The sequence below is a fragment of the Escherichia sp. E4742 genome (assembly GCF_005843885.1).
Lineage (GTDB): Bacteria > Pseudomonadota > Gammaproteobacteria > Enterobacterales > Enterobacteriaceae > Escherichia.
In genome coordinates this window covers 395,113-407,836 of record NZ_CP040443.1, presented here as the reverse complement: position 1 = coordinate 407,836, position 12,724 = coordinate 395,113, and the positions used below count along the sequence as shown (strand labels likewise).

Genomic DNA, 12,724 nt, shown 5'->3' with positions numbered 1-12,724 from the left:
GTTAGCCCTGAAAACGTGCGCTGTACTCTCCCGGCGTCAGACCAAACTGACGCCGGAAAACGCGACAAAAATAGTCGCTATCCGGAAACCCGCAACGCTGCGCCACTTCATGAATCGACAGATGATATTTTTGCAAAATCATCCTCGCTTTTGCCATTCGTACCCAGCGAACATACTCGATAAAACGCATCGTCCCATGCTGCGCAAACAGTTTTGACAGATGATTGGGCGTGATATTAAAGAACTGCGCCACGCTCTCGCGGGTGAGCGGCTGGGCGTAGTTATCCTGAACCCAGTTACAAATGCTGTGGTAGAGAAAATCGCCGCGCGGTTGCGAATTGCCCGGTGGCATGTTGACCACGTTGCGGCAAAGATGCAGCAAACTTAACACCAACGGTTGAATGATACTCTGCTCCAGCGGCGAACGGCTGAGATGGGTGAGGGCGGTGAGCATTGCTTCACCTTCGCCGCGTTGCAGGCTGGGAAGTTGGATCTGGCGAACCGGATGCAACAACGACGTTGTGCGGCTATCGTAAAACGATAATCCCAGCCAGGTCGGCGCAAACACCAGGCTTAACAGCATTACCGGTTTGTGGTTGACCGGTAAATTAGCTGCGCGCGCCGGAATAAACAGCATTTCTCCTTCCACCATATGCTGCTGCTTTGCTTCCAGCAGATTGCCATATTCGCCGCGCAGCACAATATCCAGTCGGGGAAAATCAATACACAAACTGCCTACCGGCAGCGAGGCGGGCTGGCAGGCAAACCAGACGCGCCCAAGCAGTTGCGGGTTAAGCACCAGGCCGCTGAACAGATCGGCGAAAAATTGTTGATCGGCGGGCAAGCCTGCTGCTTTCATGAAAGTTCCCGATTACAGATGCATTAACTGGCGGAATTCTTTAACTTTGCTGCGGCTGACTGGCACTTCAAAATCCAGATCTTTCAGCCGCAGAATATAGGTATTATTAAACCACGGTTCTATCTCGCGGATTTTGTTCAGGTTGACGCAAAACGAGCGATGGCAGCGGAAAAAGTGCGACGACGGCAGTTTGCTGCAAAACTCGGTGATGTTCATTGGCATCACATAAGATTCACGCCGCGTATAGACAAAGGTCATTTTCTCGTGCGCTTCGGCGTAGTAGATATCATTAACTGGCGTCACGATGAGGCGTTCATCTTTCACCAGATTAATGGTGTCATTCTCACGCGTTACCGTTGCGGCAGGCGTACTGCTGGTTTGCTGTTGCTGCCAGGCCGCTTCCAGCTTTTGCAGCATCCCGGTAATGCGTGATTCCTGATACGGTTTGAGAATGTAGTCAAACGCTTCCAGTTCAAATGCTTCCACCGCATGTTCTTTCCACGCGGTGATGAACACAATAAACGGTTTATGGGCGAACTGGCTGATGTTTTGTGCCAGCAGCACGCCATCCAGCGACGGAATATTGATATCCAGAAAAATGGCGTCGACGCGGTTATGCTGCAAAAACTTCAACACGTCCAGACCGTCGTCAAAGGTGCCGACAATCTCCATCTGGCTGTGCTCTTTAATAAGCCAGCTAAGTTCCTGTTGTGCCAGGAATTCGTCTTCAACAATGATGACTTTCACAATATCACTCCGGCTCAAAGCAATAACGTAGCCTGTGAGGCGACAGGGGTGCGTTGGTTAGGAATGTAAAACGCAATTTCCGTTCCTGGTTCCAGGCGGCGGATATGCAGCCCCTCGCCATATAACAACTTCACGCGATGATGCACATTCAGCAGGCCGATTTTATTGCCCGGCATTTCATTCGCTTCGACCCGCTCAATCACCTTTGGATCGATGCCATGCCCGGTATCTCTTACCGCAATGCGTACCCGATTACCGCACTCCGCAACGCTAATGGTGACAACACCTTTTCCCTTGCAAGGCTGAATACCGTGGACAATGGCGTTCTCCACCAACGGCTGGATCAGCAGGCTGGGAATGCAGCAATTCACCTCTTCATCAATATCATAGATAACCGTCAGCTTGTCGCCAAAGCGGGCCTGCTCAATGGCAATATAGTCTTTAATTTGATACAGCTCTTTTTTGATATCGATTTGCTCATCGTCTTTTAATTCAATGTTATAGCGCAGATAGCGCGACAAATTAAAGATTAGCTGGCGAGCAGTGTCTGGATTCAGACGAATCGACGATGAAATTGCGTTCAGAGCGTTAAACAGAAAATGGGGATTAATTTTGCTTTGCAGGGCGCGAAGCTCTGCCTTATTTGCCATTTCCCGTAGCTGCTCGGCACGCGAAACCTCCAGTTGCGTGGAGATGATTTGCGACAGACCGACCGCCATTTCCTGCAATGACGAGGTGATCTGATGCGCGTGGCAGTAGTAGATTTTCAGCGTCCCGGTCACGACTCCTTTCTCCCAAAGCGGGATCACCAGCATCGAGTGGATTTCCGGCGTGCGATGGGCTTCATCGTTGTTTTTAATGATGATTTTACCGTAATTCATCGCCTGCCGTGTGGTTGGGCTAATAAAGTCATCACCATTCTGATAGTTATGTTCACCCACGCCAACATAGGCCAGTACATGATCGGTATTGGTGATTGCTACCGCATCGGCGTGAATATCATCGCGGATAATTTCGCAGACTTTACGTAACGATTCGCTATTCACATGGCGAAACAGCGGCAGCGTTTTGTTGGCGATATCCAGCGCCAGCTTGGCCTGCCGCGCGGCGCTGGCCTCTTTTTCGCCCTCAACGCTTTGCACCAGCAGCACAATAAAGCCGATACAGACACTGCCGAGGATCATCGGGATACCGATTTTGGATACGATATCCAGCCCCAGCTCAGTGGTCGGCGCCCAGACAATTACCAGAATCATGGTCAACGTTTCACAGAGCATGCCGCCGAGAATACCGACGCGCCAACGCTGCGCTTTAGGGATTTTTAGATTGATCCAACCAGAGATGCATCCCGCCAGAATACTGGTGATAAAGCAGGGGATAGCCGTCACGCCGCCGATATCAATTAAATAACGATGAATACCCGCGATTACCCCGGTAATGATGCCCACCCATGGGCCAAACAGAATCCCGCCCGACATCACCGCAATAATACGCACGTTAACCAGCGAACCTTCCACCGGTACGCCGGACCAGGTGCTGAACAAGGCGAACATCGAGAAAATGGCGGTAACAGCGAGCAGCTCTTTCGCTGAGTGCGCCGACTTGTGCAACAGCTCGCGAAACAGGCGGATACGAATGAGGAAAAACAGGCAGATAAGCATTAGCGCTGCCCGATCGAAGACCGCCAGCAGCATGTTGAATATTTCGTGCACGGGTGACTCTGAATAAGGTTTAAACCTCTATGATAGGTAACCTGAAGGCTGATGACCAGTGCGCTGCTTTTGAGGAAAAACCACAAATTTAAAAGGGGATTGTAAGGTAAATGGTGTATTGCCAATGCATTTCTTAATAATGCACGCGTAACAGGTAAATTTATTGAAATTATAATGTTAATTAATATGAGTTTAATTTTCTTGAAAGAAAATAAGGATTTCCTGTTTTATTAAAGATGTTCCTCTTTTTTGGTAGAAAATTTTTTTTGCTAAAACGCTCGACAGACAGAAATTAATCAGGCTATTTTCAAAACAGCCACCCATCGTGGCAGCGTCGCTCGGACGGTCCGGGCGCTAACGTTAATCTGAGGAAATTATGGCTGACACTCGCCCTGAACGTCGCTTTACGCGTATTGATCGTCTCCCGCCCTACGTTTTTAACATTACCGCTGAACTGAAGATGGCTGCGCGTCGTCGCGGCGAAGATATTATCGATTTCAGTATGGGCAACCCGGACGGCACGACCCCGCCGCATATTGTCGAAAAATTATGTACTGTGGCGCAGCGACCGGACACACACGGTTACTCCACCTCGCGCGGTATTCCTCGGTTACGTCGCGCGATTTCCCGCTGGTATCAGGAACGTTACGACGTTGAAATCGACCCGGAATCAGAAGCCATCGTCACCATCGGTTCGAAAGAGGGGCTGGCGCACCTGATGCTGGCGACGCTGGATCACGGTGACACCGTGCTGGTGCCGAATCCAAGCTACCCCATTCATATTTATGGCGCGGTGATTGCTGGTGCTCAGGTACGTTCAGTGCCGCTGGTGGAAGGTGTCGATTTTTTCAACGAACTGGAACGCGCTATTCGTGAAAGTTATCCGAAACCGAAGATGATGATCCTTGGCTTCCCATCAAACCCAACCGCGCAATGTGTGGAACTGGAGTTTTTCGAAAAAGTAGTGGCGCTGGCGAAACGCTACGATGTGCTGGTGGTCCATGACCTGGCCTATGCGGATATCGTCTACGATGGCTGGAAAGCGCCGTCAATCATGCAGGTGCCGGGCGCACGTGACGTAGCAGTCGAGTTCTTTACGCTGTCGAAAAGCTACAATATGGCGGGCTGGCGTATCGGCTTTATGGTCGGCAATAAAACACTGGTCAGCGCGTTGGCGCGCATCAAAAGCTATCACGATTACGGCACCTTTACGCCATTACAGGTTGCCGCCATCGCGGCGCTGGAAGGCGATCAGCAGTGTGTGCGTGATATTGCCGAACAGTATAAGCGTCGCCGCGATGTGCTGGTAAAAGGGCTGCATGAAGCGGGCTGGATGGTTGAAATGCCGAAAGCCTCGATGTATGTCTGGGCGAAAATACCGGAACCGTATGCGGCAATGGGCTCGCTGGAATTTGCCAAGAAGCTGCTTAACGAAGCGAAAGTGTGTGTCTCGCCAGGAATCGGCTTTGGCGACTATGGTGATACGCATGTACGCTTTGCGCTGATTGAAAACCGCGACCGTATTCGTCAGGCGATTCGTGGGATTAAAGCGATGTTCCGTGCTGACGGTTTACTGCCCGCCAGCAGCAAACATATTCACGAAAGCGCGGAATAAACACCATCGTCAGAAATGCAAACAGGAGCCTGATGGCTCCTGTTTTTCGTTTCGCAGTTTACTTTTAGATCATCAGGGCAAAAGTACCGGCCCAAACGATGACCATAAAAGAAATGCCCATAAAGAAATATTTCACTTTACATCTCTCCGCGTAATTACTGTTACGCCTGAATGACTTCATTACACCTGTTACAGTGAGCTGACACCCGCGGGCATCACCTCAGAATTCTGAGCATATTGGCTCGAGACGGCGCTAATGTACGCCTAAAACTAAATCGAAACAAGTGGCATTTTCTTATTTACTTTTAGTAACTTACGAGTGTCGCATATCGGCGACAGATTGATTTCTGGAAGTAATAATTCACGATTCAGCGAAGGGAAAAATCTTAAGAAAAAAGCCATAAAAACCATGATGTTATTATGGCTTATCTGAGGAGGGAAAAAGCCTGGGTTATTTGCTAAACGTATAACGAGGCTTCACCCACCGGACGCGTTTTGAAGCGGCGATGGATCCAGAGATACTGCTCTGGTGCGCGCATAATCTCTTTCTCAATAATTTTGTTCATATAGGCGGCGGCCTGAATTTCATCAGTCGGATAGCCTTCCATTTCTGGCGTAATAAACAGACGGTAACCGCTATAATCGGTTTTTCGTACCATCGTCACAGTTAGCATAGCTGCGCCAGAGAGGCGAGAGAGAACGTAGGTACCATTGGTCGTAGCAACATTTTCTACCGCAAAGAACGGCGCGAAAGAGCTACCTTTACGACCATAATCCTGGTCAGGAGCAAACCATACGGCTTCACCTTTTTTCAGCGCACTGACAATGCCGCGCAGATTATTTCTACCGATCATCGCTTTATTGGAACGCATGCGACCACGGGTCTGTACCCATTCCATCAGTTGATTATTATGCGGACGGTAAGTTGCCATCATCGGTTGGCAAAGCCCCATTACGCGGCCACCCAACTCCAGTGACATAAAATGCACACCGACAACCATCACGCCGCGATTTTGCATTTGCGCGCGTTGCAGGTTATCCAGCCCTTCGACATCAAACCATTTACGCACGCGACGATCTGGCCAGAACCACGCCATTCCAGTTTCTACCAACGCCATTCCGAGCGAGCGAAAGTTGTCAGTAATCATCTTCTCGCGCTCTTCGGAGGAAAGCTGCGGGAAGCAAAGCTCAAGGTTTTTGCGGGCGATGGATTCGCGACGTTTCAAGAACGGTCTGGCCATTGTGCCGATACGCGTGCCAAGGAAGCACAGAACAGGGTAAGGAAGTTGTACCCAAAGCCAGAGTACGCCAAGACCAAACCACGTCAGCCAGTAGCGAGGATGCAGGAACTCGCGGGAAAATTTGCATTGTGGAAACATAGTTACCTTCTGTAGATACGAATTGTTGTATCGCAGAAGATTCCATGTCTACAGCGGTACACTCAATTGATTGGGCCATCATGTACGACAATGGTTCCTGTAAAGAGTGTAAAGACTAGCCAGGACATAACCACGAGGAGCATGAATGCGGTATTCCTATTTTATCACCAGCTGATTATTTTCAGCTACTGATTATTTATTATTCAAGTGAATATTTTTCAGTGATTTATAGTCATGTTGGTAATATATTGTTTTTATTAATATTTTGCTGAAATTGCCAGTGGTTAAGAATTGTCTTACTATTGGAGTAATTGAAGTAACACGTTTTTTAGCACGGCAGGAGGTTGAGCTATGATTTATTTTTATTTTTCAGTATACGGTAGAACTCGAGTGCCAGTTGCTGCGCTATTTTCAGCTCCGGTTCTTTTTCACACATCTGACTAATAAATCGGGAAGTATAATTTTCTTCACCCCTGATTATTCTCCAGGGCATCAACCAGCGACTTACTCGGGACGCTGAAGGAAGTCTGCCGGCAGTAGTAACTGGCGGGATCCAGCCTTTACGCCATTTGGCAACGGTATCCCTGACGATGGTTTCACTGCCTGTAAACCCCTTAGACACCATTTCCCGCCATATCCGGCTGGCATTATAATTACCACGTTCTCGTTGCTCTTTTAAACACTCCCTCCATGGGTCCAGAGCCCTCGCTTTGGAGGTCGGGTCGACATTTCAGTGAATGTTCCTGAACGCACCCAGCGACTTGACTGTCATACGCGATAAGCCTGTGATACGGGATATTTCCCTGAACCCACATCCCCTGTTATGCAATACCATAACCTCCGTTCAGCGCTGATGCCGTTTTTTGCGGAGTTGCTGTTTAAGCCGTTCCGACCGACGGAGTGATAGTGCAGGCACAGATGGTTCTGGCTCAGGTGATTTCGTTGGTGACAACTCACTGGCAACAAGACGTATCAGAGGCATATGTCTGTACATCATTCGTTCAAGCGCATCGCCAATATTTTTTAGCAGGTGCCATCGATCGGCCGCCTGTCTGGCTTGAGGTGCAACTTCACGTGCTGCTGTAGCATAGATACCGCTGCGATCACGCGAGACAACCTGTATTTCCGGATATTTTCTGGACCAGACCGCCAGTGTACGTTGATCGCGACCGGGAAGCCGGACGAGGGGACGGTGAGTATCCAGATTGACTATTTATGTACCGTAACGGTGGCCCCGATGCCACGTCCACTCATCGATACCGACATGGGGCGAGCCTGACGGTTTCGTCTCCGGGGTATTGATAACCCGGCGAAGAAGAGTATCTGCACTGCTACGAAGACCCTCTGCCGTTGCAGTCTGTTTTCCAGACCCACCTCCGGCTATTAACCCCAGTTTACGCTGTAAATTTTGTAACGCCAGTGAAGACTGCTGATGTGAAACTGCGAAGGGAGCCAGCGACTCGGCAAAAATTTTTGTGAATAGGCAGGGTTACGGCAGTACCAGTGGCGAACGGCAAATATAAGCCATAGCGTCTAGCCTGAGCTGGGGGGATGCTATATCCGTCGCCGACGACAACTATGAACAGGGTCGCTGCGCTTAAGGCATTCAGGACATAGTGCTGTTTTGCATTTTCTGCGGAGATGAAGGGTTATACCGTCAGAGCTAATAACTTGTCGACCACTTCAGTATTGGCTGAAGTTACGATGCTAAGAAATTTTCATCCTCTCCTGAACCAGACAAAACCAAAGAGCAGATAATTCAGGAGGCAACCCTTGAAAAAGATGGGGCATAAAGTTAGCCAACGAATACATGAACAGCAAGCAGTGGCCCGGTAAAGCTGCGATTGGATGTATGAAGGGTGACGAATTGGCCCAGTACAATCTTTGGCTTGATTATCTGGATGCACTGGAGGCTGTCGATACTTCAACTGCACCAGAAATAGACTGGCCAGAAGAGCCAGACATGGAATGATGCAACCCGCCCAAATTAATGGGCGGATTACTTATAATGATATTGAAATGTCTTCAGGTAGGAAACGCTTGTATTTGTTTATAGAATTTAGGATGTTTTCCTTGCTTATGGTATAGAAACATTCTTCATCGGACTCATCGTTAAGTTTCGCACCGAATCTTTCGTGAAACTTCATAACGGAAGCGTTTCCCTTCGTCACACTGAAGTGAGCACCTGTAAAACCAAGCGTCAAAGCATACTTATATACCATCAGAGCAGATTCAATGGCGAAATGACTAGGCGCATCACTTGACAGAATCCAAGAACCCCAGCAGAAAGAATTTTCATGCTGATCATAAATTCTGACCGTACCGAATCGCTTCCCATTTACATCAGTTATAATAAAGTACGCCTGATTAGATGATTCTCTATAGCCATTTAACCACTTAATTTGAGCAGATATATCAGAAGATGTAGCACTGATAAATTTGCCTTTCTTTTCATCATTTCTTAACTGTACGATGAACTGAGCATCGCTGACATCAGCATCCCTAAGGGCTACTGTTCTGCCGACAATCTGTTTGCACTTAGTTATGACTGGCAATACAGGATAACCATTCACCTTTAAAGCCTCCTGAACAATTTCTGATTTATCATTAAACAAAATCTCTACTACACCCAGGGGGATTTTCTGGTTGTGAAGCAATGCAGCACGTACGACAGAGTCAGAATCCAGAGAAAGCAATTTTAGGTTTTCATCCGTGGTTTCTATGGAGTTTGCTGCCCTGAATCGCTCAACTAGCGTCTGATTCATTACACTTCCTTAAAAATAGCCAATTTGCGGTCATGACGCAGAGGATAACGCAATCACACGCATGTAATCTAAAAAAAGAGTTCGACTATTGTTCATGATTATCATTTAATTTATTGAGTTGTGATCATTTTATAGCAACTAACCATTGTTAGCTATGCTGTCACCTTGTAAACAAGATGGTTATGTGGCATCACCGTCTATCCAGTTGACTCACCACTGCATCATCTTACGCCTTTTATACAGATACTGGGCATGCTTATAGCTCCCGCGAACAGAGTGTTTATCTGTGTGGGCAAGCTGGCGCTCTATCGCCTCAGAAGGCCATTCATGCTCGTGTAAAATGGTGCTGAATAGGTGGCGGAAGCAGTGGCCGATAGCAAGTCCCTCATAGCCGATTTGGCGAATGACTAGTAGAACGGCATTTTCACTAATCAATTTCTTTTTATCGTTTCTTCCTGCAAATACGAACTGTGAAACTAGTTCAGTGATCGGTTTTAATGTTTTAAGCAATTCGGCGACCTGGCACGACATAGGAACAATATGCGGCTTACGATTTTTCATGACTGATTCGTCGATCGTAATTAGCCCAGAAGTGAAATCGACGTCAGTCCATTGCATAGATCTGAGCTATTTAGTTCTCAGGACTGTGTATTGCAAAACTATAGTGGCAATCTTCGAAACTGTACTGCCAGAATATCCCCCTAACGCTTGGTTGAATGCAGGGACCTGATCGGCTGGAAGGAAGAGGAAATTTTTCTTCCTGTCCCCCTTCATTGCGTCAGCGAGATCAAGAGCCGGATTGTATTTTGCTCTTCCCGTCACGATGGTGTAACGAAACACCTCACCACAACGACGCTTGGCTTTGTTTGCTCTTTCCATGGCTCCGTGCTCTTCAATTCTCTGCACAACAGACAAAAGAGCCATTGGCTAGATTTCGTCCATCTCCATCGCTCCTTTGAGTGGGAGAATATCAGTTTCAAACATCCGCTGTAATTCAGTAGCGTACCCTTCAGACCATACCTGACACTTGTGGGCGTACCGCTCCTTATAGATCGCTGAGAATGAGTTATCTTTCTTGTTTCTCTTTTTGGTCCTTACCGGATCTATACCATCGGTCACGTCCTTTCTTGCTTGGTAGGCTTTGTCACGAGCCTCCTGTAAAGATACAATAGGATATTTCCCATAGTTAAAATTTTCTCCTTACCGTCAATCTTGTAGCGAAGCTGCCATACCTTTTCCCGGATACAGGGACATAAAGGTACAGACCATTACCATCAACAAGTCGATATGGTTTTTCTTTCGGCTTTGCTGCTTCAATCTGCTTAACAGTGAGCATGGGTAAAAATCCGGTGGGTAAAATTATTTTATCCACTTTTTACCCGTCATGAAGTGCGGCTGTTAACAATCTTACGCGAACCATGACGAACTGTGGATGCACGGAAAGCTTGATATTCAAGGGGATTTTGCGGACTGGTACAGATGATGGGAGCGAACTGATAAATGGTGTCCCCTGCAGGAATCGAACCTGCAATTAGCCCTTAGGAGGGGCTCGTTATATCCATTTAACTAAGAGGACAGCGCGGCATGAGTATACCCGCTAATGGACAGCGGGGTAAGTACACTGCCGCTCGATTGCTTAAACGCTCGCCACTCATGCCGGATTTTTATCATTTTTCTTAATGTTTTCCGCACGTTCTGCTTTCTGACGTGCTTCTTCTTTTCGCTTATTGCTCATGTCGTTGCGAATTTGCGCATGACTCATCAACGCGAAGATAAAGGTGCCGCCACAGATGTTTCCCGCCAGAGTGGGAAGCGCAAATGGCCAGACAAAATCGCTCCAGTGTAGTGTGCCGTTAAACACCAGATAGAGGATCTCTACGGAACCGACGACGATATGGGTAGTGTCACCCAGTGCGATAAGCCACGTCATCAATATAATTACGACAATCTTTGCTGCTTCCGCCGCAGGGAACATCCATACCATTGTGGCTATAAGCCAGCCGGAGATGATCGCGTTGGCAAACATCTCGCTGGGGGTGTTCTTCATTACATCCATGCCGATTTTAACAAACGCATCGCGGGTTTCTTCATTAAAGATAGGCATATACTCAAACGCCCACGCCGCAATACCTGTTCCGAGAATATTACCCAGCAGCACGACGCCCCATAACCGCATCAGTAAGCCGACATTGCCCATTGTCGGTTTTTGCATTACGGGCAGTACCGCAGTAACTGTATTCTCGGTGAATAATTGCTGGCGCGCCATAATAACGATAATAAAACCAAAGGTATAACCAAGATTCTCCAGCAAGAAACTCCCTGGCACGCCTTCCAGCTCGACATGAAATATCCCTTTTGCCAGTAGCGACGCACCCATCGACAGACCCGCAGCAATGGCAGACCATAGTAGCGCCATCGCGTCGCGCTCCAGCTCTTTTTCACCGTCCTGGCGGATATGTTCGTGAATAGCCATCGCTCTGGAGGGGAGCCGGTCTTCATCTATTTCTATTTTTTTCCCGCGTTCTTTTTCTTCGCTCTCTACTTCAAGTTCGTCGCTGTGTTTATCTATTTTGTCGTTGTCCATTGTGTCGTCTCTTGAATTAGCACGTATAGCTAAAGCGTAGCGGCTTTTTTGCTCGCAACTGGCGGGAGTTACTCTGAAAATGTATAAAAGGCTGCGTTTGCCTTTTTCTGTTTCTACAGAATCAAGTAGCCTACAGGGCGGCGATTACCAGGCTATGATCAAGTCAGCAAACCAGGGCGTCTGGACATCAGTTGACGTGCTGCTACAATCGCCCACACCTAAACAGGCGGATACGGTATCGATCCGTCATGGATGGCAAACTGCATAAGCCATAAAAAAGCCATAAAAAACAGGGAGACATTTATGAAGCTTCGCCTGTCGGCGCTTGCTCTGGGAACTACGCTTCTGGTGGGGTGTGCGAGTTCCGGTACAGATCAGCAAGGGCGTTCTGACCCGTTAGAAGGGTTCAACCGCACCATGTACAATTTTAACTTCAATGTGTTAGACCCGTATGTGGTTCGACCGGTAGCTGTTGTCTGGCGTGATTATGTTCCGCAACCGGCGCGTAACGGTTTGAGCAACTTCACCGGCAACCTTGAAGAACCTGCGGTGATGGTTAACTACTTCTTGCAGGGTGACCCTTATCAGGGGATGGTTCACTTTACCCGCTTTTTCCTGAATACCATTTTGGGGATGGGCGGCTTTATTGATGTTGCGGGGATGGCGAATCCGAAACTGCAACGAACGGAACCTCACCGTTTTGGTAGTACGCTCGGTCACTATGGTGTGGGCTATGGGCCATACGTTCAGTTACCGTTCTATGGTAGCTTTACGCTGCGTGATGACGGCGGTGATATGGCAGATAGTCTTTACCCGGTACTTTCGTGGCTGACCTGGCCGATGTCGGTGGGTAAATGGACGCTTGAAGGGATCGAAACCCGTGCACAGTTGTTGGATTCCGACGGCCTGCTTCGCCAGTCCTCCGATCCTTACGCCATGGTGCGCGAGGCGTACTTCCAGCGTCATGATTTCATCGCCAATGGCGGAGAACTCAAACCGCAGGAAAACCCGAATGCGCAAGCGATTCAGGATGATTTAAAAGATATCGATTCTGAATAAGCCG

9 protein-coding genes, 1 tRNA gene and 3 pseudogenes are annotated in these 12,724 nt (G+C 48.2%); 3 read left to right on the top strand and 10 right to left on the bottom strand.

The window, feature by feature from the left end; all coding sequences use genetic code 11:
* Position 1: 1 nt before the first annotated feature.
* The 3 genes from FEM44_RS01960 to ypdA are packed head-to-tail and all read right to left on the bottom strand — an operon-like array spanning position 2 to position 3,318.
* Entirely contained in the window at positions 2-859 is an 858-nt protein-coding gene (locus tag FEM44_RS01960) for an AraC family transcriptional regulator (RefSeq protein WP_135521686.1), read from the bottom strand.
* A gap of 12 nt (positions 860-871) precedes the next feature.
* On the bottom strand, positions 872-1,606 hold the full coding sequence (gene ypdB, locus FEM44_RS01955) for a two-component system response regulator YpdB (RefSeq protein ID WP_135521688.1): 735 nt from the start codon (positions 1,604-1,606) through the stop codon (positions 872-874).
* A gap of 14 nt (positions 1,607-1,620) precedes the next feature.
* Positions 1,621-3,318, bottom strand: coding sequence for a two-component system sensor histidine kinase YpdA (ypdA, locus tag FEM44_RS01950; RefSeq protein ID WP_130207334.1), 1,698 nt, complete (start codon positions 3,316-3,318; stop codon positions 1,621-1,623).
* A 376-nt stretch (positions 3,319-3,694) separates the two neighbouring features.
* On the opposite strand from ypdA, the gene alaC reads away from it, so the two are divergent.
* Complete coding sequence (alaC, locus tag FEM44_RS01945) at positions 3,695-4,933, top strand: alanine transaminase (protein WP_135521690.1); 1,239 nt, start codon at positions 3,695-3,697, stop codon at positions 4,931-4,933.
* Positions 4,934-4,997: 64 nt separating this feature from the next.
* On the opposite strand, the gene ypdK is transcribed toward alaC, so the two are convergent.
* From ypdK to FEM44_RS01930, 3 genes and pseudogenes are all read right to left on the bottom strand, one after another.
* On the bottom strand, positions 4,998-5,069 hold the full coding sequence (gene ypdK, locus FEM44_RS01940; RefSeq protein ID WP_010723117.1) for a membrane protein YpdK: 72 nt from the start codon (positions 5,067-5,069) through the stop codon (positions 4,998-5,000).
* A gap of 322 nt (positions 5,070-5,391) precedes the next feature.
* Complete coding sequence (gene lpxP, locus FEM44_RS01935; protein WP_135521692.1) at positions 5,392-6,312, bottom strand: kdo(2)-lipid IV(A) palmitoleoyltransferase; 921 nt, start codon at positions 6,310-6,312, stop codon at positions 5,392-5,394.
* 352 nt (positions 6,313-6,664) lie between these two features.
* Positions 6,665-7,980: pseudogene (locus tag FEM44_RS01930) on the bottom strand (ISL3 family transposase); the annotation flags it as partial.
* A gap of 121 nt (positions 7,981-8,101) precedes the next feature.
* Between FEM44_RS01930 and FEM44_RS01925 the strand changes: the two are divergent.
* Positions 8,102-8,284, top strand: a pseudogene (locus tag FEM44_RS01925) (tail fiber assembly protein); the annotation flags it as partial.
* A gap of 31 nt (positions 8,285-8,315) precedes the next feature.
* Here FEM44_RS01925 and FEM44_RS01920 read toward each other — a convergent pair.
* From FEM44_RS01920 to FEM44_RS01905, 4 genes and pseudogenes are all read right to left on the bottom strand, one after another.
* The gene (locus tag FEM44_RS01920) at positions 8,316-9,077 is read right to left on the bottom strand and encodes a GNAT family N-acetyltransferase (RefSeq protein WP_135521696.1); all 762 of its coding nucleotides are present in this window, start codon (positions 9,075-9,077) and stop codon (positions 8,316-8,318) included.
* Positions 9,078-9,287: 210 nt separating this feature from the next.
* Positions 9,288-10,413, bottom strand: a pseudogene (locus tag FEM44_RS01915) (tyrosine-type recombinase/integrase).
* A gap of 165 nt (positions 10,414-10,578) precedes the next feature.
* Positions 10,579-10,653 (bottom strand) — tRNA-Arg (locus FEM44_RS01910).
* 75 nt (positions 10,654-10,728) lie between these two features.
* Positions 10,729-11,661, bottom strand: coding sequence for a formate/nitrite transporter family protein (locus FEM44_RS01905; protein ID WP_135521698.1), 933 nt, complete (start codon positions 11,659-11,661; stop codon positions 10,729-10,731).
* 303 nt (positions 11,662-11,964) lie between these two features.
* On the opposite strand from FEM44_RS01905, the gene mlaA reads away from it, so the two are divergent.
* A complete protein-coding gene (mlaA, locus tag FEM44_RS01900) occupies positions 11,965-12,720 on the top strand; it encodes a phospholipid-binding lipoprotein MlaA (protein ID WP_135521700.1) in 756 nt (251 codons plus the stop codon).
* Positions 12,721-12,724 lie beyond the last annotated feature (4 nt).

Bases quoted from the DNA above. Each gene is read 5' to 3' on its own strand.
- mlaA (WP_135521700.1), top strand. From the start codon at position 11,965: ATGAAGCTTCGCCTGTCGGCGCTTGCTCTGGGAACTACGCTTCTGGTG.
- lpxP (WP_135521692.1), bottom strand. From the start codon at position 6,312: ATGTTTCCACAATGCAAATTTTCCCGCGAGTTCCTGCATCCTCGCTAC.
- FEM44_RS01960 (WP_135521686.1), bottom strand. From the start codon at position 859: ATGAAAGCAGCAGGCTTGCCCGCCGATCAACAATTTTTCGCCGATCTG.
- alaC (WP_135521690.1), top strand. From the start codon at position 3,695: ATGGCTGACACTCGCCCTGAACGTCGCTTTACGCGTATTGATCGTCTC.
- FEM44_RS01920 (WP_135521696.1), bottom strand. From the start codon at position 9,077: ATGAATCAGACGCTAGTTGAGCGATTCAGGGCAGCAAACTCCATAGAA.
- FEM44_RS01905 (WP_135521698.1), bottom strand. From the start codon at position 11,661: ATGGACAACGACAAAATAGATAAACACAGCGACGAACTTGAAGTAGAG.